The organism is Janthinobacterium sp. GW458P, assembly GCF_002127585.1.
Lineage (GTDB): Bacteria > Pseudomonadota > Gammaproteobacteria > Burkholderiales > Burkholderiaceae_D > Janthinobacterium.
In genome coordinates this window covers 17660-37344 of sequence record NZ_NEGZ01000056.1, presented here as the reverse complement: position 1 = coordinate 37344, position 19685 = coordinate 17660, and the positions used below count along the sequence as shown (strand labels likewise).

At 62.8% G+C, this 19685-nt stretch carries 20 protein-coding genes; 16 read left to right on the top strand and 4 right to left on the bottom strand.

What is annotated here, in order from left to right; all coding sequences use genetic code 11:
• The 16 genes from CBW50_RS23595 to CBW50_RS23520 all read left to right on the top strand — a co-directional run.
• Positions 1 to 262, top strand: a 262-nt coding sequence (locus tag CBW50_RS23595) for a DUF4115 domain-containing protein (protein WP_139842612.1), incomplete at its 5' end; no start/stop codon positions are given.
• A 56-nt stretch (positions 263 to 318) separates the two neighbouring features.
• Positions 319 to 1587, top strand: a complete 1269-nt coding sequence (gene ispG / locus CBW50_RS23590; protein WP_086147772.1) for a flavodoxin-dependent (E)-4-hydroxy-3-methylbut-2-enyl-diphosphate synthase — start codon at positions 319 to 321, stop codon at positions 1585 to 1587.
• 32 nt (positions 1588 to 1619) lie between these two features.
• On the top strand, positions 1620 to 2981 hold the full coding sequence (hisS, locus tag CBW50_RS23585; RefSeq protein ID WP_086147771.1) for a histidine--tRNA ligase: 1362 nt from the start codon (positions 1620 to 1622) through the stop codon (positions 2979 to 2981).
• A 54-nt stretch (positions 2982 to 3035) separates the two neighbouring features.
• Positions 3036 to 3704: a tetratricopeptide repeat protein gene (locus CBW50_RS23580; protein ID WP_086147770.1), complete on the top strand. Its 669-nt coding sequence runs from the start codon at positions 3036 to 3038 to the stop codon at positions 3702 to 3704.
• A gap of 85 nt (positions 3705 to 3789) precedes the next feature.
• Positions 3790 to 4935 carry an outer membrane protein assembly factor BamB gene (gene bamB, locus CBW50_RS23575; RefSeq protein WP_086147769.1) on the top strand — a complete coding sequence of 382 codons (1146 nt, stop codon included), beginning with the start codon at positions 3790 to 3792 and terminating at the stop codon, positions 4933 to 4935.
• A 4-nt stretch (positions 4936 to 4939) separates the two neighbouring features.
• Complete coding sequence (gene der, locus CBW50_RS23570; protein ID WP_070221915.1) at positions 4940 to 6286, top strand: ribosome biogenesis GTPase Der; 1347 nt, start codon at positions 4940 to 4942, stop codon at positions 6284 to 6286.
• Positions 6287 to 6525: 239 nt separating this feature from the next.
• Entirely contained in the window at positions 6526 to 6762 is a 237-nt protein-coding gene (hfq, locus tag CBW50_RS23565; RefSeq protein ID WP_008450615.1) for an RNA chaperone Hfq, read from the top strand.
• 114 nt (positions 6763 to 6876) lie between these two features.
• Positions 6877 to 8100, top strand: coding sequence for a GTPase HflX (hflX, locus tag CBW50_RS23560; RefSeq protein ID WP_086147768.1), 1224 nt, complete (start codon positions 6877 to 6879; stop codon positions 8098 to 8100).
• A 2-nt stretch (positions 8101 to 8102) separates the two neighbouring features.
• On the top strand, positions 8103 to 9398 hold the full coding sequence (gene hflK / locus CBW50_RS23555) for an FtsH protease activity modulator HflK (RefSeq protein WP_086147767.1): 1296 nt from the start codon (positions 8103 to 8105) through the stop codon (positions 9396 to 9398).
• Positions 9398 to 10285 carry a protease modulator HflC gene (hflC, locus tag CBW50_RS23550; protein WP_086147766.1) on the top strand — a complete coding sequence of 296 codons (888 nt, stop codon included), beginning with the start codon at positions 9398 to 9400 and terminating at the stop codon, positions 10283 to 10285. Before hflK ends, hflC begins: the two co-directional genes overlap by 1 nt.
• A 272-nt stretch (positions 10286 to 10557) precedes the next feature.
• The gene (locus tag CBW50_RS23545; protein ID WP_035820702.1) at positions 10558 to 11718 is read left to right on the top strand and encodes an ATP phosphoribosyltransferase regulatory subunit; all 1161 of its coding nucleotides are present in this window, start codon (positions 10558 to 10560) and stop codon (positions 11716 to 11718) included.
• Between the two features lie 3 nt (positions 11719 to 11721).
• On the top strand, positions 11722 to 13035 hold the full coding sequence (locus CBW50_RS23540; protein WP_086147765.1) for an adenylosuccinate synthase: 1314 nt from the start codon (positions 11722 to 11724) through the stop codon (positions 13033 to 13035).
• Between the two features lie 66 nt (positions 13036 to 13101).
• Positions 13102 to 13647, top strand: coding sequence for a phosphoribosyltransferase (locus CBW50_RS23535; protein WP_034752020.1), 546 nt, complete (start codon positions 13102 to 13104; stop codon positions 13645 to 13647).
• Between the two features lie 65 nt (positions 13648 to 13712).
• Positions 13713 to 14222 (top strand): GNAT family N-acetyltransferase, encoded by a 510-nt coding sequence (locus CBW50_RS23530; protein ID WP_086147764.1) that lies wholly within the window; start codon positions 13713 to 13715, stop codon positions 14220 to 14222.
• A gap of 41 nt (positions 14223 to 14263) precedes the next feature.
• Positions 14264 to 15145 (top strand): WD40 repeat domain-containing protein, encoded by an 882-nt coding sequence (locus CBW50_RS23525; protein ID WP_086147763.1) that lies wholly within the window; start codon positions 14264 to 14266, stop codon positions 15143 to 15145.
• Positions 15142 to 15447: an NIPSNAP family protein gene (locus tag CBW50_RS23520; protein ID WP_086147762.1), complete on the top strand. Its 306-nt coding sequence runs from the start codon at positions 15142 to 15144 to the stop codon at positions 15445 to 15447. Before CBW50_RS23525 ends, CBW50_RS23520 begins: the two co-directional genes overlap by 4 nt.
• A gap of 6 nt (positions 15448 to 15453) precedes the next feature.
• Here the strand turns inward: CBW50_RS23520 and CBW50_RS23515 are convergent, their stop codons facing one another.
• From CBW50_RS23515 to CBW50_RS23500, 4 genes are all read right to left on the bottom strand, one after another.
• A complete protein-coding gene (locus tag CBW50_RS23515) occupies positions 15454 to 16113 on the bottom strand; it encodes a glutathione S-transferase family protein (RefSeq protein ID WP_086147761.1) in 660 nt (219 codons plus the stop codon).
• A gap of 127 nt (positions 16114 to 16240) precedes the next feature.
• Positions 16241 to 17671, bottom strand: coding sequence for a hypothetical protein (locus tag CBW50_RS23510; RefSeq protein ID WP_086147760.1), 1431 nt, complete (start codon positions 17669 to 17671; stop codon positions 16241 to 16243).
• A 70-nt stretch (positions 17672 to 17741) separates the two neighbouring features.
• Positions 17742 to 18200 carry a hypothetical protein gene (locus CBW50_RS23505; protein WP_086147759.1) on the bottom strand — a complete coding sequence of 153 codons (459 nt, stop codon included), beginning with the start codon at positions 18198 to 18200 and terminating at the stop codon, positions 17742 to 17744.
• A 375-nt stretch (positions 18201 to 18575) separates the two neighbouring features.
• On the bottom strand, positions 18576 to 19637 hold the full coding sequence (locus CBW50_RS23500; RefSeq protein ID WP_086147758.1) for an AI-2E family transporter: 1062 nt from the start codon (positions 19635 to 19637) through the stop codon (positions 18576 to 18578).
• Between the last annotated feature and the right edge of the window lie 48 nt (positions 19638 to 19685).

Here is a 19685-nt window from a genome sequence, read left to right as displayed (position 1 = left end):
CACGCCGCCCGTCGTCGCCGCGGGCGCGAATGCGCTGGTGCTGAAAGTGGAGCAGGATTCCTGGGTGGAGATTCGCCGCCCCGGCACCAAGCCGCTGATTTCGCGCATGGTCAAGGCCGGCAGCACGGAAACCTTTGATATCACGGGCCCGGCCACCCTGGTGGTGGGCAAGCCGGGTGTCGTGCAGGCAACCTTGCGCGGCGCCAAGCTGGACTTGCCGACCGTTGCGGGCGGCACGATCTCGCGCGTAAGTATCAAATAAGCATCAAGCAGCGTATAAACCGGCAGTTTAAGTAAGCAAACTCACAAGATAATATTATGGCTACCTCGAAAACAGCGATCGGTTCCGGCCCTTCCGACCGGCGCGACAGCCGCAAGGTGCTGATCGCGCACGGCCAGCGCCAGATCTGGGTGGGCGGCGACGCCCCCGTGGTGGTGCAGTCGATGACGAACACGGATACGGCCGACGCCGTCGGCACGGCGATCCAGATCAAGGAACTGGCACGCGCCGGGTCGGAACTGGTGCGCCTGACGGTGGACCGTCCTGAAGCTGCCGCCGCCGTGCCCTACATTCGCGAGCAGCTCGACAAGATGGACATCGACGTGCCGCTGGTGGGTGATTTTCACTATAACGGCCATACTCTGCTGAGCGACTACCCCGATTGCGCGCGCGCGCTGTCGAAGTACCGCATCAATCCAGGCAATGTGGGCAAGGGCGCCAAGCGCGATACGCAATTTGCGCAGATGATCGAAGCGGCTTGCAAGTATGACAAACCGGTGCGCATCGGCGTGAACTGGGGCAGCCTGGACCAGGCCTTGCTGGCGCGCATCATGGATGAAAACGCGGGCCGCGCCGAACCGTGGCCGGCGCAAGCCGTCATGTACGAGGCGCTGGTGACGTCGGCCATTGAGAACGCCGTGCGCGCCGAAGAGTTGGGCCTGGGCCGCGACAAGATCATTCTGTCGTGCAAGGTTTCTGGTGTGCAAGATTTGATCGCCGTGTACCGCGAACTGGCCCGGCGCTGCGACTATCCGCTGCACCTGGGCCTGACGGAAGCGGGCATGGGCAGCAAGGGTATCGTCGCCTCGACGGCGGCACTGTCCGTGCTGCTGCAGGAAGGCATCGGCGACACCATCCGCATCTCGCTCACGCCCGAGCCGGGCGGCGACCGCACGCGCGAAGTCATCGTCGGCCAGGAAATCCTGCAGACCATGGGCTTGCGCAAGTTCGCGCCCATGGTGATCGCCTGTCCCGGCTGCGGCCGCACGACGTCGACCACCTTCCAGGAGCTGGCCGACAATATCCAGACCTATCTGCGCGAGCAGATGCCGGAGTGGAAAAAATCGTATCCGGGCGTGGAAGCGATGAACGTGGCCGTCATGGGCTGCATCGTCAACGGTCCCGGCGAATCGAAACATGCGAACATCGGCATCAGCCTGCCGGGCACGGGCGAGTCGCCGGCTGCGCCCGTGTTTGTTGACGGCGAGAAAGTCGTTACCCTGCGCGGCGAACGCATCGTCGAGGAATTCCAGGACATCGTCTTGAATTATGTAAAGAGTCACTACGGAAAAACGGTTGCTGCCTGAGCCTGATCCGATCAAAAGCAAAGAAGAACACTATGTCCGAAAATAAAAAACTCGATAAGATCACTGCCGTCAAAGGCATGAACGATATCCTGCCGGCCGATGCCCCGTTGTGGGAATTGTTTGAAAATACGGCGCAATCCGTGCTGCAAAGCTACGGCTTCCAGCAGATCCGCACGCCAATCGTGGAAGAAACGAAGCTGTTCGCGCGCGCTATCGGCGCCGTGACCGATATCGTGGAAAAGGAAATGTATTCGTTCACCGATTCGATGAACGGCGACAACCTGACCCTGCGCCCTGAAGGCACGGCCGGCGTGGTGCGCGCCGTGGTCGAGCACAACCTCGTCTACGAAGGCCCGAAACGCCTGTGGTACAAGGGCCAGATGTTCCGCCACGAGCGTCCGCAGAAGGGCCGCTACCGCCAGTTCCACCAGTTCGGCGTGGAAGCCATCGGTTTCACGGGCCCGGATATCGACGCCGAGATCATCATGCTGTCGCGCCGCCTGTGGGATGACCTGGGCCTGGAAGGCATCCGCCTGGAACTGAACTCGATCGGCGACGCGGCCGAGCGCCTGCGCCACCGCGCCGACCTGATTGCCTATCTGGAAAGCCACAGCGAACAGCTCGACGAAGAGGCCAAGCGCCGCCTGCACAGCAATCCGCTGCGCATTCTCGACACCAAGAATCCTGCCATGCAGGACCTGGTCAATGGCGCGCCGAAGCTGCTCGACTACCTGGGCGAGGAATCGCTGGCCCACTTCCACGGCGTGCAGAAGATCTTGAACCACAACAATATCCCATTCACCATCAATCCGCGCCTGGTGCGCGGCCTCGATTACTACAACCGCACGGTGTTCGAGTGGGTCAGCGACAAGCTGGGCGCGCAAGGCACGGTCTGCGCCGGCGGCCGCTATGATGGCATGGTGGAAATGTTTGGCGGCAAATCGACGCCGGCCGTCGGTTTCGGCATGGGCGTCGAGCGCCTGGTGCTGCTGATGAAGGATGCGGCCGAGCCGGAACAGCCAGCCCAGTGCGACGTCTACCTGGTGCACCAGGGCGAGCAGGCAGGCTTGCAAGCTTTCGTGCTGGCCGAGCGGATTCGCGATGCAGGCCTGGACGTTGTGCTACATTGCGCGGCGAGCAATGGCGGCGGCAGCTTCAAGACGCAGATGAAAAAGGCCGATGCCAGCGGCGCGGCGTTTGCCGTGATCCTGGGCGACGATGAAATCGCCAACAACGTCGCCACGGTGAAAGCCATGCGCGAAGCCGATGCCGGCGCGCAGCAGAACACGGTACCGTTCGACGATGTCGTCGATTATGTGGTGGACCAGATCATCGGCGACCACGATTGCGGCCACGACCACGGTCCTGGCGGCCATGTGCATCACCACCATTGATTTGAAGCAAGACCGTACTACCCTCGATCAACTACTCATTAAAACTGACGACCCATGGCATACGATCACGAAGAACAAGAACAACTGGCAACCCTCAAGGCCTGGTGGCAGCGCAATGGCAATCTGACCTCCTGGGTCCTGATCGTGGCGCTGGCAGGTTACAGCGGCTGGGCCGGCTGGCAGTATTACCAGCGCACCCAGGCGGCGCAAGCGGGCCAGTTGTACGACGAGCTGCAGAACGCTATCGCCGCCAAGGACACGGCCAAGGTGATGCGCGCGGCCGGCGACATGCAGTCGCGCTTCGGCGGCACGGCGTATGCGCAGATGAGCGCCCTGGCCGCGGCCAAGGTGGCGTTCGACGCGAATGACCTGAAAACGGCGAAGACCCAGCTGCAATGGGTGGCCGAGCACGGCACGGAAGAGTACAAGGCCATCGCCAGACTGCGCCTGGCCGGCGTGCTGCTGGACGAGAAAGCCTACGATGAAGCGCTGAAAGTGCTGGCAGCTGTTACTGTGCCGCAATTTGCCGGCGCCGTGGCCGACCGCAAGGGCGACGTCCTGGTGGCGCAAAACAAGCTGGCCGATGCCCGCACCGCCTACCTGGCCGCGATAGCCGCGACGGACAAGAACAATCCAGGCCATCAATTGATCCAGGTCAAACTGGAAGCGATCGGTGGCACGGTGCCGGAAGACAAGGCCAAGGCTGACAAGGCTGCCGCCTGACAGGAACACTGACGGTTCGGCCGTGCGGCGTTTTCCGCCGCTGGCCTTGCCCTTACAAGTACAAGAAAAAGGTTGGATAACACTTATGCGTGTCACTGAAAAGCTGGTAGCTGCAAGTCTGTTGGCCCTGATGGCCGGTTGCTCGTCCTGGAACCCGTTCGCCTCGAAAGATCCGAAAGTCGAGCCGGCCAAGCTGGTCGAGTTAAAATCGAGCATCGCCGTGCGCGACGCCTGGAAGTATTCGATCGGCAAGGCCGGCGTGTACGCGTTCACGCCGGCCCTGGCCGGCGGCAGCCTGTACGTGGTCAGCGCCGACGGTGCGCTGGCGCGCCTGGATGCGGCTACGGGCCGTGAAGCGTGGCGCATCAAGGCTGGCAGCGACATCACCTCCGGCGCCGGCAGCGATGGCACCCTGGTGGCCGTGGGCGCCGCGAAAGGCGCCGTGCTGGCCTTCGACGCCGACGGCAAGCAGCTGTGGAAGGCGCAGGCATCGAGCGAAGTGCTGACCCCGCCAGTGGTCACCCAGGGCGTGGTGGTGGTGCGCAGCGTGGACAACCGCATCGTCGGTCTCGATGCCAAGACGGGCGAACGCAAGTGGACGGTGCAGCGCGCCACGCCGGCATTGACCTTGCGCAATGCGCCGGGCATGGTGCCGGGCGGCGCGAATGTGTACGTGGCCCAGCCAGGCGGCAAGCTGCTGGCACTGACGGCGGCGACCGGTGTGGTACGCTGGGAGATCGTCGTCAGCGAACCGCGCGGCGCCACGGAACTGGAGCGCGTCTCCGACATCGCCGGCACGCCGGTGGTGTTCGAGGGCGAAGTGTGCGCCGTCACGTACCAGGGCAAGGCAGGCTGCTTCGACGCTGTCACGGGCGTGCCGCGCTGGACCAAGCCGATCTCGTCCGATGTGGGCGTGGCCGTCGACCAGCGTTTCGTGTTTGTTGCCGATGACCAGGGCGCCGTGGTGGCGTTCAGCCGCGAAGGCGGCCAGAGCGCCTGGAAGAACGAGGCGCTGGCGCGCCGCCGCCTGTCGACGCCGGCCTCCTACGGCCGCAGCGTCGCCGTCGGCGACTATCAAGGTTACATCCACTTCCTGTCACGGGAAGATGGCGCATTAATAGGTCGGATCAGTACCGACGGCAGCCCGGTTGTTTCGGCTCCCGTTGTCGCCGGTTCGAATTTGATTTTTCAAACCCAATCAGGGACAGTGACCGCTCTTGCGGTCGAGTAATACAATGAAGCCGGTAATTGCACTAGTAGGTCGACCCAATGTTGGGAAATCGACCTTATTCAATCGTCTGACCCGCTCGCGCGATGCGCTGGTGGCGGATTTGCCTGGGTTGACGCGCGATCGTCACTATGGCGAAGGCCGTGTCGGCGAACGTCCCTTCCTGGTCATCGATACGGGTGGTTTCGAGCCCGTCGCCAAGGAAGGCATCATGCACCAGATGGCACTGCAGACCAAGCAGGCCGTGGCCGAGGCCGACGTGGTGGTATTCATCGTGGACGGCCGTCAAGGCCTGACCCCGCATGACAAGACCATCGTCGACTTCCTGCGCAAGAGCGGCCGTCCGGTCTTGCTGGTGGTCAACAAAAGCGAAGGCATGCGCTATACGGCCGTCGTGTCCGAATTCTATGAATTGGGCATGGGCGATCCGTATGCGATCTCGTCGGCGCACGGCGACGGCGTCAACGATCTGGTCGAAGTGATGCTGGACCTGGCGTTCGCGCAGCGTCCGGACGAGCCTGAAGAGCTGGAAAAGACCGACCGCGGCATCAAGATCGCCCTCGTCGGCCGTCCGAACGTGGGCAAGTCGACCTTGATCAACACCTTGCTGGGCGAAGAGCGCGTGATCGCCTTCGACATGCCGGGCACGACGCGCGATTCGATCGAGATTCCATTCGAGCGCGATGGCCAGCAATACACCTTGATCGACACGGCCGGTATCCGCCGCCGCGGCAAGGTGTTCGAGGCAATCGAGAAATTCTCGGTGGTGAAAACGCTGCAGTCGATTTCCGAAGCCAACGTGGTCGTGCTGATGCTCGACGCGCAGCAGGATATTTCCGAGCAGGACGCGCATATCGCCGGCTTCATCCTGGAATCGGGCCGCGCGCTGGTGGTGGCCGTGAACAAATGGGATGGCCTGCAATCGCACCAGCGCGATGAAATCAAGATCGATATCGACCGCAAGCTCGATTTCCTGTCGTTCGCGCAGATGCATTTCATTTCGGCGCTGAAAGGCACCAACATCGGCCCGCTGATGAAGTCGCTCAACGCCGCCTATGCGGCCGCCATGTGCGATTTGTCGACGCCGAAGCTGACGCGCGCCCTGATCGAGGCCGTGGAGAAGCAGGAGCCGCGCCGCAAGGGCTCGATTCGTCCGAAGCTGCGCTATGCGCACCAGGGCGGCATGAACCCGCCTGTAATCGTGATTCACGGCAATGCGCTCGACGCCGTTGGCGATCCGTACAAACGGTATCTGGAAAAACATTTCCGCGATACCTTTGCCCTGGTCGGCACGCCGTTGCGCATCGAATTGCGTACGGGCAAAAACCCGTTTGCGCGCACGCCAAGCAAGTAAAATCGTGCTGGGTTAAGCATCAATTAAGGCGCCGCAGCGATAATGCGGCGCCGACAGCAAATAAAGATGGCCATTTGCACGGAAATAATAAAGTGTTAATGCGCCATGCGCGACAGCGATCGCGAAAACAGGTTACAGTAGCTGTGATGCATCTTTCTCTCTTTGAAAGGTGTGAGAGCACTTGAAATCAAGCGAGTCGCCTCCAATTCTTATACAACAACATAAACAACGGAGCTGTTATGAGCAACAAAGGGCAACTGTTACAAGACCCATTCCTCAATGCATTACGCAAAGAGCATGTTCCTGTCTCGATCTACCTGGTCAATGGCATTAAATTGCAGGGCCATATCGAATCGTTCGATCAATATGTCGTATTGCTGCGCAATACGGTCACGCAGATGGTGTACAAGCACGCCATCTCGACAGTGGTGCCGGCCCGTGCCGTCAATCTCAATATTGAATCTGAAGCGGAGTAAAGCGTTGAGCTTGACGGCCCGGCGCCTTTCACCCTCCATCGCTCCCGTCCGCGCCAGCGGCGCTGATGCGTTTGCATCGGCGTCGGCGTCCGCCGCAACTCATCTGATGCCATCATGCGCGCGGCACTAGTCGGGGTTGACTTCGGTCACAGCGACTTTGCCGCCAGCATGGAGGAATTGATGCTGTTGTCGCGTTCCGCCGGTGCGGACCCGATTTCCACCATCACGGCCAAGCGTTCCAGCCCCGATTCCGCCTATTTTGTCGGCAGCGGCAAGGCCGATGAAATTGGCGACGTCGTCGTCAATGATGGCCTGGAAATCGTCATTTTCAACCATGCCCTCTCGCCCGCCCAGCAGCGCAATCTGGAAAAGCGCCTGAATGTGCGGGTACTCGACCGTACCAGCCTGATTCTCGACATCTTTGCGCAGCGCGCCAAGAGCCACGAGGGCAAGCTGCAGGTCGAGCTGGCCCAGCTGCAGCATCTGGCTACGCGCCTGATCCGCGGCTGGACTCACCTTGAGCGGCAAAAGGGCGGTATCGGCTTGCGCGGTCCCGGCGAGACGCAGCTCGAGACCGACCGCCGGCTGATCGGCGAGCGTGTCAAGGCGCTGCGCGCGCGCCTGGAAAAACTGCACAAGCAGCGCGAAACGCAGCGCCGCGCGCGCGGCCGCAATCACACATTCTCCGTGTCCCTGGTCGGCTATACCAATGCCGGCAAGTCGACCCTGTTCAATGCCGTGACCAAGGCCGGCGTGTATGTCGCCGATCAGTTGTTCGCTACCCTGGACACCACCTCGCGCCGGGTTTACCTGGGCCAGGAGGTGGGCAACGTGGTGATCTCCGACACGGTCGGCTTCGTGCGCGAATTGCCGCACCAGCTGGTGGCCGCCTTCCGCGCCACGCTTGAAGAAACCATCCATGCCGATCTGCTGCTGCACGTCGTCGATGCCGCGTCGCCGGTGCGCATGGAGCAGATCGAACAGGTCAACCTGGTCCTGAAGGAGATCGGCGCCGATCATATTCCGCAAATCCTCGTGTGGAACAAGATCGATGCGGCCGGGCTGGAGCCTTCGGTGGAGCGCGACGAATATGCTACGATCAGTCGCGTGTTCGTCAGTGCGCAGAAGGGCAGCGGTCTCGACCTGCTGCGCGATGCCATCGTCGAGATGGCGAAGAAGGCGCCCCGTTCGGCCCACCTCTATCAGAGCGATGAAGCACAGCAGGAAGATCAGTTTGACGGTCAGTACGACCAGCACGATGGCGCCGCCCCGGACCAGGCCGAAGAGCCTGGCGAGGACGATAGGTTTTCCACCCACTCCAAAGTCGGAACACGATAGTTATGCTTGTCTCCCTACTCAAAAAAACAGGCTTGAAGTTGTCCCTGAACGATCCCCGCTGGGGCAATCGCAAGGACGACGGCAAGAAAGCCCAAGAAGGCAAAAAGCCCGGCGAAGGTCCGCCGGACCTCGATCAGCTGTGGCGCGATTTCAACCAGCGCCTGAACGCCTTTTTCGGACAGAAGAACCGTCCCGACAACGGCGGCAATAACAACGGCGGCGGCAGCGGCCCGCGTCCCGACATGAAGGGCGCCGGCATCACCGCCGGCGTGGTCGGCGTGATTGCCGTCTTCATCTGGCTCGCCAGCGGCGCCTTCATCGTGCAGGAGGGCCAGAGCGGCGTCGTGCTGACGTTCGGCAAAGTCACGCGCACGGCGCCGGCCGGTTTCAACTGGCGCTGGCCGTATCCGTTCCAGACCGATGAAACCGTCAACGTGTCGCAGGTGCGCACCGTGGAAGTCGGTTATCGCACGTCGCTGCGCAACAAGCAGGCCAGCGAGTCGCTGATGCTGACGGACGATGAAAACATCATCGACATCCAGTTTGCGGTGCAGTACACCTTGAAAGATCCTGTCGAATGGCTGTTCAACGTGCGCGAGCAGGAAGACACCTTGCGCCAGGTCGCCGAAACGGCGATCCGCGAAGTGGTCGGCCGCAGCAAGATGGACTTCGTGCTGTATGAAGGCCGCGAAAAAGTGGCTTTTGATACGCAGAAATTGATGCAGCAGATTCTTGATGATTACAAGGTTGGCGTGTTGATTAACAACGTGACGATGCAGGCCGTGCAGCCGCCGGAGCAGGTGCAAGCCGCCTTCGACGATGCCGTCAAGGCCGGCCAGGACCGTGAGCGCCAGAAGAATGAAGGCCAGGCCTACGCCAATGACGTCATTCCGAAAGCACGCGGCGCAGCATTCCGCCTGGTGCAGGAAGCCGAGGCCTACCGGGCCATGGTGACCGAGAACTCCGAAGGTAATGCGTCGCGTTTCAAGCAGGTGCTGGTCGAGTACCAGAAGGCGCCGGCCGTCACGCGCGACCGCATGTACCTGGAAACGATGCAGCAAGTGTTCAGCAGTGCCAGCAAGGTCATGGTTGACGCCAAGACGGGCAGCAATCTGCTGTATCTGCCGCTCGACAAGTTGATCGCCCAGCAGGCGGCGTCGGACGCCTCGGCCGCGGCAGCGCGCGCCGCAGCGTCCTCGCCCGCAGCCAATACCGTTTTGCCACAGGAAGCCATGCCGACAGTAGAAGTGAATCAGCGCCGCGACAGCCGCTCTTCGCGTGAACGGGAGAGCCGCTAATGAACCGTATCGTTGCCGCCCTGATCGCGGGCTTTATCGCGATCATGCTCCTTTCCTCGACCGTGTTCGTCGTCGATCAGCGTAAATACGCCATCGTCTTCGCCCTTGGCGAAGTCAAGGAAGAAATCAGCAAACCTGGCTTGTACTTCAAGCTGCCGCCGCCGTTCCAGAACGTCATCTACCTGGACAAGCGCATCCTGACGCTCGACACGCCGGAGCCGGAACGCTTCATCACGGCCGAGAAGAAGAACATCCTCGTCGACGCGTATGTGAAGTGGCGCATCGTCAATCCGAAGACCTATTTCCGCAGCTTCGGCGGCGATGAAAGCCGCGCCCGCAACCGCATGTCGCAAATCGTCAAGGCCGCGCTGAACGATGAAATCACCAAGCGCACGGTGCGCGAAGTGATCTCGGGCGAGCGTGGCAAGGTGATGCAGGCGATCAAGGCCAAGGTGGCGGCCGAGGCCGAAGCCATCGGCGTGGGCATCGTCGATGTGCGCCTGAAGCGCGTCGACTACGTCGAGCAGATCAACAACTCCGTGTACGAGCGCATGAAGTCCGAGCGCGTGCGTGTGGCCAATGAACTGCGTTCGACCGGTTCGGCCGACTCCGAGAAAATCCGCGCCGACGCCGACAAGCAGCGCACGGTGATCCTGGCCGAAGCGTATCGCGAAGCCGAGAAGATCCGCGGCGAGGGCGACGCCAAGGCGTCGCAGATCTATGCGGAAGCCTTCGGCAAGAACCCCGAGTTCTACAAGTTCTACCGTAGTCTGGAAGCCTACCGCGCCACGTTCAAGGACAAGGGTGACGTGATGGTGGTCGACCCGAGTTCGGAATTCTTCAAGTACTTCAAGGGCGGCGGCGCAGCCGGTCCGGCCAAGAAGTAAGGCAGCATCGACACTGCACCCGGCCGCAAGGGCGGGTGGCAGCCGCGGCGGGGCCGGCATCGATGCCGGCCCCGYTTTTTTTTGTGCCCGCCGCACCGTTGCGGGAAGGCGTAAAATGCAGTGTTTTTAGCCCTGCGCGTCACCGTTTCGGACAACTTATCCCTAAAGGCCCGCGTTTTCGCGTAAAATATCAGGTTCGGCCTCTTGCCTGGCGCGCCCGCCGCTGCCTCGCATGATGCATTTTTCAACTTTCTTCCGTATCTCGCTCCCTCATGCCGAATTGGCTTTTGCCCGAAAATATTGCCGATGTTCTGCCGTCGGAAGCGCGCAAGATCGAAGAGCTGCGCCGCCTCATGCTGGATAATTTCCGTCTGTACGGATATGAACTGGTCATGCCGCCGCTGCTCGAGTATCTGGAATCGCTGATGACCGGCGCCGGCAAGGATACCGACCTGCGCACGTTCAAACTGGTCGACCAGCTGTCGGGCCGCATGCTCGGCCTGCGCGCCGACATGACGACGCAAGTGGCGCGCATCGACGCCCACCTGCTCAACCGTGCAACCGTCACCCGCCTGTGCTACGCCGGCAGCGTGCTGCATACCCGTCCGTCGGGCCTGCACGCCACCCGTGAGCCGCTGCAGATCGGCGCCGAAATCTATGGCCACGCCGGCCTGGAAGCGGATGCCGAGATCCAGGAACTGGCGCTCGCCTCGCTGGCGCTGGCCGGTTTCGACAGCGTGCGCCTGGATTTGTCGCACGTCGGCCTGTTGCGCGCTATCATTGCGCAAGATGCCGCTGCCGTGCGTGACGAGGCTGCGCTGTACACCCTGCTGCGCGCCAAGGATGCGCCGGGCCTGCGCGCCCTGACCGCATCCTACGATGCTGTCACGCGCGATGCGCTGCTGGCCTTGCCGAACCTGTACGGCGACATCGATGTGCTGGCGCGTGCGCGCGAAGTGCTGCCGCCGCTGCCGGGCGTGCTCAAGGCGCTGGCCGAACTGGCCGCGCTGGCAGGATCTGCCCTGGGCCGCGCCGAAGTGGCGATCGACCTGGCCGACCTGCGCGGCTACCAATATGAAAGTGGCGCGATGTTTGCGCTGTATGTACCTGGCTTGCCGAACGCCGTTGCGCGCGGCGGCCGTTATGACCACGTCGGCGAAGCGTTCGGCCGGGCACGTCCCGCGACCGGCTTCTCGCTCGATTTGCGCGAACTGGCGCGCCTGTTGCCGACCGCGGAACGGAAGCATTCGATCCGCGCGCCGTGGGGCAGCGCGCCAGAATTGAAGGAAAAAATCGCCGAGTTGCGCAAGGCGGGCGAGGTCGTGATCCAGAGTATGCCGGGTCACAGTAATGAACAAGACGAGTTCGAGTGCGATCGCGTGCTGGTACTTGCCGATAATGGTAGTAGCTGGATTCTTAAAAACTTAGGTTGAGTGATGTCAAAGAAAATTATGGCAAAGAACGTCGTTGTCATCGGCACCCAATGGGGCGATGAAGGTAAAGGCAAGATCGTCGACTGGTTGACCGATCACGCCCAGGGTGTGGTGCGCTTCCAGGGCGGCCACAATGCAGGCCACACGCTGGTCATCGGCGGCGTCAAAACCGCGCTGCAACTGATCCCGTCGGGCATCATGCGTCCAGGCGTCGCCTGCTACATCGGTAACGGCGTGGTCGTTTCCGTGCCGGACGTGCTGCGCGAAATCGACAAGCTCGAAGCGGTCGGCGTTGAAGTCGCCTCGCGCCTGAAAGTGTCGGACGCCGCGCCGGTGATCCTGCCTTACCACTCGGCACTCGACCTGGCCCGCGAAGCCGCGCGCGGCGCGGCCAAGATCGGCACCACCGGCAAGGGCATCGGCCCGGCCTATGAAGACAAGGTGGCGCGCCGCGCCATCCGCGTCGCCGACCTGTTGAACGAAGCCCGTTTTGCTGAAAAACTGGCGGAAAACCTCGATTACCACAACTTCGTGCTGGAGCACTACCTGAAGGCTCCGCGCATCGATTACCAGAAGACCCTCGACGACGCGCTGGCTTACGTGCCGCGTCTGCGTCCGATGGTCACCGACGTGTCGAGCGCGCTGTACAAGGCGCACAAGGCCGGCGCCAACCTGCTGTTCGAAGGCGCGCAGGGTTCCCTGCTCGACGTCGACCACGGCACCTACCCGTTCGTCACCTCGTCGAACTGCGTGGCTGGCAATGCCGCCGCCGGTTCGGGCGTCGGTCCCGGCATGCTGCACTACATCATGGGCATTACCAAGGCCTACACGACGCGCGTCGGCTCCGGCCCGTTCCCTTCGGAACTGCCAACGGATGCGGGCGTCGGCCACCACCTGGCGCAAGTCGGCCATGAATTCGGCACCGTGACGGGCCGTGCCCGCCGCTGCGGCTGGTTCGACGCCGCCTTGCTGCGCCGCTCCGTGCAGATCAACGGCGTGACGGGCATGTGCCTGACCAAGCTGGACGTGCTGGACGGTATCGAAACGCTGAAACTGTGCACCGGCTACACCATCGATGGCGTCGCCACGGACATCTTCCCGTCGGGCGCTGAAGAAGCGGCCCGTTGCGTGCCCGTGTACGAAGAAATGCCGGGCTGGACGGAAAGCACCGTCGGCGCGAAATCGCTGGCGGCCCTGCCGGCAACGGCGCGCGCTTATATCAAGCGCATCGAAGAACTGGTCGGCGTGCCAGTGGACATGGTTTCGACCGGTCCGGATCGTGAAGAAACGATCGTGCTGCGCCACCCATTCGAGTAAGCTGCTGGACACAATCCGCCGCAAGGCGGATTTTTTTAATCACGCTAATAATAAGATTCCACTATCATGACTACCCCACAATCGAACGATCAACATCTCTGGGTCAACTGGGAAGAGTACCACCGCCTGATCGAGCGCCTGGCGCTCAAGGTCTACGAATCGGGCTGGAAATTTGACCAGGTATTGTGCCTGGCGCGCGGCGGCGTGCGTCCTGGCGACGTGTTCTCGCGCATTTTTGATTTGCCGCTGGCCATCCTGTCGACCAGCTCCTACCGCGAGGACGCGGGCACGGTGCGCGGCGACCTCGATATCGCCAAGTACATGACCATGACCAAGGGTCCGCTGGCCGGCCGCATCCTGCTGGTCGACGACCTGGCCGATTCCGGCGTCACGCTGGACAAGGTCACGCGTCACCTGAAGGAAAACTTCCCCGATGTGACGGAAGTCAAATCGGCCGTGATCTGGCTGAAGGGCTGCTCCGTCGTGCGTCCCGACTACTTCCTCGACGAACTGCCGCACAATCCGTGGATCCATCAGCCGTTCGAAGACTACGACGGCCTGCGTCCGCACCAGCTGGCGGCGTGGATCAAGAAGGGCGAAGCAGGCAAGTAATTGCGTGCGCGCTTGCAAAAAAAAGACGATCGTGTATCGTCTTTTTTTTCGTCCAAGGAAATGCGATGACCATACTGACGACGGCGCGCCTGCGCCTGGAACCGATCAACGAGAGCCACTACGAGCGCATGCGCACGCTCAACACCGATCCCGAGGTGATGACCTACCTGAACGCGGGCCAGCCCGAGTCGGAAGAGGTGACGCGCGCGGCTATTACGCGCACCATGGGGCGCTGGGCCGAGTGGGGCTATTCGTGGTGGGCGCTGATCCGCCTCGACGACGGCGAGATGGTGGGCATGGCTTGCCTGCAGCATCTCGATGGAGACAAAAATAAACCGCATGAAATCGGCTGGCGCCTGGCGCGTACGGGCTGGGGCCAGGGCTATGCCAGCGAGGCGGCGGTCGCCATCGTCGCGCATGCGTTCGGTGTCGTCGGCGCGCCCGAAGTGGTGGCCGTGGCGCATCCGGACAATGCCGCCTCGATCAAGGTCATGACGCGCCTGGGCATGCAGTACGAGGGCATGGAGCGCCATTACGACCTCGATACCGTCGTGTACCGGCTGGCGCGCCCATGACGGCAAGGCCGAAGCCCCTGAAGCTGGGCTGCAGCTAGGGCGTGCAGTTTTCGCCCGATGGCACGCGCCTGGCCGTGCTGGGACGCGACCTGGTCCTGTGGGACGTGGCGGCGCGGATCAAGCTGTGGCGCGGCAAGTTCATCGCGCACATGTCGGGCATGGCGTTCTCGCCCGACGGCAGCCGGATCGCCATCAAGAGCACGACGGGCCAGATGGCCGTGGTCGATGCGCAGTCGGGGCAACTGCTGCTCAACTTCCAGAATAAAAAGGATCGCGAAGGCTCCGACCCCGCGTGGTCGCCGTGCGGGCAGCAGCTTGCCGACGGCGGCTGGGACGGCCGCCTGCGCGTGCGCGACGCGCAGACGGGCGAGGTGCTGTTCATGCAGGAGCATCCGGGCGAGATGCTGCGCGATGCCTGCGCCATCGATGGCGGACGGCGTCTGCTGGTCCAGCATGGCGTCAAATCCGTGGCCGAGGGGCAGGTGCAGCCGCCCGATTATTGCAGCGTGTGGGACTGGCCGCTGCAGGCGGGGGGCGGCCGCGTGGTGCTGTCGCTGCCCGGCATCATGTCCTGCGCGCCATCGCCGGACGGCGCGCGCCTGGCCGTGCTGCACCACGCCGGCGGCGTGGAGTATCTGTCCGTGCAGGCGATGGACGATGGCCGCGTGCTGGCCAGGGTGCCCGTGGAAGCGGGCGGCGGCACGGGCAACGGCTTGCGCTGGCTGCCCGACGGCAGCGCGCTGGGACGCATCGGCAAGGGCAAGCTGCTGTTTTACGGCTGGCCCGGGTTAAACGTCCTGGCGCAGGAAAACTTTATTTATCCCTGCGCGCTGGACTTTTTGCCTGGCTCGCCACTGGCCGCCATCGGCTCGTGGGAGTCTGGCGTGCTGATGGAGTTGAATGTTCACAAGGAAATCGCATGATCACCTGTTATTTGCGCTACATCATCGACCCGTATAAATTGCGGGAATTCGAAGCCTACGGCAAGCTGTGGATACCGCTGGTCGAACGCTTCGGCGGCCAGCACCACGGCTACTTTTTGCCATCGGAAGGGACCAGCAATGTGGCGCTGGCCATGTTCTCGTTCCCCAGCCTGGCCTTGTACGAGCAGTACCGCACTGATTCGATGCAGGACGCCGAATGCCAGGCCGCCTTCCGCTATGCCGAAGAGACGCGCTGCATCGTCAGCTATGAACGCAGTTTTTTCCGGCCCGTGTTTGCCTGATCCGCCTCAATCGCGCTGTGGCGCACCCAGGGGGAAGAGGTGGCGGTACGGACGTGCCTCTTCCACCGCGCGGGCGAATGATGGGCGGGCCAGCAGGCGCGCGCGGTAGGCGCGCAGCAGGGGCAGCGTGGCTGGAATCGGCTGCGTCCAATCCGCATAGAACAGCGAGGGAGCGGCGGCGCAGTCGGCCAGGGTAAAGTCTTCGCCCGTCGCCCACGTCTTGCCGGCCAGGCGGGTTTCCAGCCAGGCGTAGGCGAGCTCCAGTTTTTCAGCGGCAAACGCGCGGCCTTCCCGGGCCTTCGCCGGGTCGCCGGTCAGCGCGGCGCCGACGGCATGCTGCACGGGCGTCATGACGTGCAGGTCGAAATAGCGGTCGAGAAAGCGCACGTCCAGCGCCTGCATGGCGTCGTCCGGCAGCAGGCGCAGCGGACCCGGATGGGCCAGTTGCAGGTATTCGATGATAATGCTGGTCTCGGCGACGTTGCGCTCCCCATCCACCAGCAGCGGGAATTTGCGCAGCGGCCAGCGCTCCAGCCACTCGTGCAGGTGCTCGGGCATGTCCGGCGCCAGGCAGCGGAAGCTGAACGGTATGGCATTCTCGTACAGGGCGATGAGCACCTTTTGCGTGTACGAGGAGAAGGGATGGCCGTAGAGTATGAGTGACACGCTGGAATCTCCTGTCATTTTGCTAGGTTGGCAACACGCGCGTGCTGCAACGATAGTGCAATGTCAGGCTCAAAGCAAGCGATCCGGGCAGTTCGTGCACCTGCCGTTTCGCTTGCCGCCGCCATCCTTAGCCCAGGCTCGCCAGGTAGCGCAGTCCCGTGATGCTGGGGAAGAAGCAATATACGCCGCCCCGCGTGATGACGCTGCGCGAGAAATGCCGCAGTGTCGTATTGCCGCTGCCCTTGGGACCCACGCCGGGCAAGGTGAAGGAACTGACGGACGGGTCATTGATTCCCAAAAACACGTCCTGGCCGCTGATGTTGAAGGTGGCATTGCCGGCCTCGGGACCGGCCGGGCCGACGGCTGATTTGACGAAAGTATCGTCATCGTTCCATTGCTCCATCAGGAATTCGAACTGATTGCGCAGGTTGGCGTTGATGAAGTAGCCGACCAGGCCGCGGCGTTCCGCGATGGGGGCGGCCGGATCATATTCGCTACCGTAGGGCATGGCGCGCCGCACGATGCGGTGGTGGCGTGCGGAGGTGCCCACGACGCCTTCGTCGCGCGGATTGTTGCGCCGGATATGCGCGCCGACCGGGCATTTCAGGCCCAGCGTGTCGTCCAGTTGCGGCTGTGCGCCATCGACATAGTGAAAATGGTTCAGGCTGGCATCCGGCAGCTCGGGGCCGGGCTCGTCCGGCCTGAGCACCAGCGGATTGCCGTTGCGCCAGCGCCCGCACATCTTGGCGGCCACCATCTCGGTGCTGAGTCCGGAACTGGCCGCGCCCTGGCTCAGGATGCTGTCGAACAGGGCCACGTCCTGCTCCAGGATGCGGAAGGCGGCATAGCTGCCATTGGTGGACAGTTGCGGCGGCTGCACCCGGTAGGTGCCGCCGTTTTCATTCGGATAGCCGAGCAGGAATTCCCCCGTCTTGACGCTGTTGAGCGGGTCGGGCTCGTGCTCATGCTTGCGCTGCGGGGCGCCATCGACGTCCGGCTGGGCGATGTTGTCGCGGTAGCCGAAATGCACGCGGTTGCCTGGCAGGGCCACGCCGTCGTGGGCATACAGTTCACGCCAGCCGGCGGCAAAGGCATGCCGTAGGGCGGCCGACGTTGCCTGCAGCACTTCCGGCGATGCGCTGACCCACAGGCTCAGCAGCGCATGCACCTGGCCGGCCTCGGTGGCCGCTCCCAGGTTGCCGAGCCAGTGTTCGGGGGCGCTGTCGCCCACGTCGCCCACGGCGGCGATGCTGGCCGGGTCGGCGGCGCCCCGTTGAAATGCCAGGTCAAACGTGGCCAGGTCGGCCGCGCCCACTCCCAGCGCGGACAGGCCGGGAGCGGTAAAGCTGAGGTTCAGGAAGCACGGCGGTTTGGGGCTGATGTGGCGCGCGGTGGTAATCGACGGCAGTCCGTCGCTGCCGTCGAGCAGGGCCGCGATGGTGCGCCGCGCCAGTACCGCATCCGTGATGCTGAAGATGAAATGGCGCGCCAGGTTGACGCGGTAGCCGCGCAGTATCGTGCCTTGCACGTCGTCGTAATCGATGATGGGATCGGCCATGCTGTCTCTCCGGGGGCAGGGGCTGGCAAGATGGCGGGGCCGTCAGCGCAGCCCCGGCGCGGGGTGCGGTTCAGCTTGAGGCGAGGATTTGCTGGACGGTCTGCGGATAGGCGCTATACAGGCCGATATTGGGCACCTGCTGCGCGGCGTCGTTGGCGGTGATGAAGGCTTCAAATGCGGCCACGTGGTCGGCAACGGGCATCAGCGCCTTGCCGCCCACGACAAACTGCAGCAGCGCGTCGAATACCTCGCCCAGTTGGGCCACAAAGTCTTCGATGTAGCTGTTGAAACTGCCGTCATACTCGGTGATCACGCCGATGACCAGGGTGCCGGAAGCGCCTGCCGAGCCAATGTTGGGCAGCAGATTGGCCTGGGAGCGGTCAAGCAGGGTGAAACGGGCAAAGTGCACGGTACCGATATCGGTGAGGGCGGCATTGATCTTCGCCTGGTATTCCTGCAACGCTGCGGCGATGGAGATCGGATTGGTGCCGGGTAGCACCGGCATCATCAAGCACAGTGGATTTGCCATGGGAGGCTCCTCATTACGTGGGTGTCGGGAGGACCGACACTACGCCGCGGCGCCAACTGCGTCAAAAACTATATTTTTGATTCTGTTGCTAAAATCGCACCATTGCAACATGATAGTTGCTGCGAAATGTGGTCTCATGTGGATAGTTGCCGTGACTGGCCTGGGCCGTCGGACACTCTGCAGCAAGGCTGCCGCAGCCTGTTTTGGCCGACGCAAGTGACACTGCCGGCGGCACCGGGTTCCTGATGGACTATGTGGGCATGATGGGGCGGCGACCCGATGCCGGGCCGCCTTCCGCCATGCCGGGGCGCCGCATCATCGGTGACGGGGAGGGCTTTTTCGGCCCATGTCCGGCTGCCGCCCAGCGGCCAGGCGTCAGTCCTCGGCCTGGAATTCGCTGGCCGAGACAAACAGGTCCCACGCGGCGATGAACAGGGCCGCCACCACGGGGCCGATGACGAAGCCGTTCAGGCCGAACAGGGCCATGCCGCCGACGGTCGACAGCAGCACCACGTAGTCGGGCATCTTGGTATCCTTGCCCACCAAAACGGGGCGCAGCACGTTGTCGACCAGGCCGATGACGAAGACGCCGAACGCCGCCAGGCCCGCGCCTTGCCAGACGGCGCCCGTGGCCAGGAAGTAGGCGGCCACGGGCGCCCAGACGAGGGCGGCGCCGACGGCGGGCAGCAGCGACAGGAAGGCCATCAGCACGGCCCACAGCAGGGGCGCGGGCACGTCGAGGAACCAGAACGCCAGGCCGCCGAGGGCGCCCTGGGCGATCGCGACCAGAATGTTGCCTTTCACGGTGGCGCGGATCACCGTCGTGAAATTGTTAAACAGGCGCTGCTTGTACTTGCGGCTCAGCGGCACGGCGGCCTTGATGCGTGCCGACAGGGCCGAGCCGTCGCGCATGAGGAAAAACAGCAGGTACAGCATGATGCACAGGCTGGTGAGGAATTCAAACGTGTACAGGCCCACATTGATGGCTTTTACCGCCACCACCTGGCTGACCTGCGTGGCGCCATCGGCCAGCTTGTCCTGCAGGCTCGCCAGGCTGGACAGGTTGAAGCGTTCGAGCAGATTGATCAGCCATTGCGGCAGCACGGCCATGATTTTGTTGAAGAACATGCCCACCGTGATTTCGCCCGAGCGCACCATTTCCACCACGCCCGCCGCCTGGTTCACCAGCGACACGGAAATGAGCGACAAGGGCAGGATGACGATGACGATGATCAACAGCAAGGTCAGCAGCGACGCCAGGCCGGCGCGCCCCTTGGTTTTGGCCAGCAGCCAGCGGTAGACGGGCGCAAACAGGATCGCCAGCACCATGCCCCAGAAGACGGCGCCTGCGTACGGCGCCAGTATCCAGCCAAAGCCGATGGTGACGATACTCAAGAGGAGCAAGAACACTTTTTGGTGCAGCGTGAGGGTATGCATGGGTGGTGGCGCAATGAGAAGGGTTGAGTTGCCCCATCATAAGCGAGG

What these genes read in the sequence shown, in the direction of transcription:
- CBW50_RS23545 (WP_035820702.1), top strand. Translation starts at nt 10,558, where the DNA reads ATGCCGAATTGGCTTTTGCCCGAAAATATTGCCGATGTTCTGCCGTCG.
- hfq (WP_008450615.1), top strand. Translation starts at nt 6,526, where the DNA reads ATGAGCAACAAAGGGCAACTGTTACAAGACCCATTCCTCAATGCATTA.
- CBW50_RS23520 (WP_086147762.1), top strand. Translation starts at nt 15,142, where the DNA reads ATGATCACCTGTTATTTGCGCTACATCATCGACCCGTATAAATTGCGG.
- CBW50_RS23535 (WP_034752020.1), top strand. Translation starts at nt 13,102, where the DNA reads ATGACTACCCCACAATCGAACGATCAACATCTCTGGGTCAACTGGGAA.
- der (WP_070221915.1), top strand. Translation starts at nt 4,940, where the DNA reads ATGAAGCCGGTAATTGCACTAGTAGGTCGACCCAATGTTGGGAAATCG.
- CBW50_RS23530 (WP_086147764.1), top strand. Translation starts at nt 13,713, where the DNA reads ATGACCATACTGACGACGGCGCGCCTGCGCCTGGAACCGATCAACGAG.
- CBW50_RS23510 (WP_086147760.1), bottom strand. Translation starts at nt 17,671, where the DNA reads ATGGCCGATCCCATCATCGATTACGACGACGTGCAAGGCACGATACTG.
- CBW50_RS23540 (WP_086147765.1), top strand. Translation starts at nt 11,722, where the DNA reads ATGTCAAAGAAAATTATGGCAAAGAACGTCGTTGTCATCGGCACCCAA.
- bamB (WP_086147769.1), top strand. Translation starts at nt 3,790, where the DNA reads ATGCGTGTCACTGAAAAGCTGGTAGCTGCAAGTCTGTTGGCCCTGATG.
- ispG (WP_086147772.1), top strand. Translation starts at nt 319, where the DNA reads ATGGCTACCTCGAAAACAGCGATCGGTTCCGGCCCTTCCGACCGGCGC.
- CBW50_RS23505 (WP_086147759.1), bottom strand. Translation starts at nt 18,200, where the DNA reads ATGGCAAATCCACTGTGCTTGATGATGCCGGTGCTACCCGGCACCAAT.
- CBW50_RS23500 (WP_086147758.1), bottom strand. Translation starts at nt 19,637, where the DNA reads ATGCATACCCTCACGCTGCACCAAAAAGTGTTCTTGCTCCTCTTGAGT.
- CBW50_RS23580 (WP_086147770.1), top strand. Translation starts at nt 3,036, where the DNA reads ATGGCATACGATCACGAAGAACAAGAACAACTGGCAACCCTCAAGGCC.
- hflX (WP_086147768.1), top strand. Translation starts at nt 6,877, where the DNA reads ATGCGCGCGGCACTAGTCGGGGTTGACTTCGGTCACAGCGACTTTGCC.
- hflC (WP_086147766.1), top strand. Translation starts at nt 9,398, where the DNA reads ATGAACCGTATCGTTGCCGCCCTGATCGCGGGCTTTATCGCGATCATG.
- hisS (WP_086147771.1), top strand. Translation starts at nt 1,620, where the DNA reads ATGTCCGAAAATAAAAAACTCGATAAGATCACTGCCGTCAAAGGCATG.
- hflK (WP_086147767.1), top strand. Translation starts at nt 8,103, where the DNA reads ATGCTTGTCTCCCTACTCAAAAAAACAGGCTTGAAGTTGTCCCTGAAC.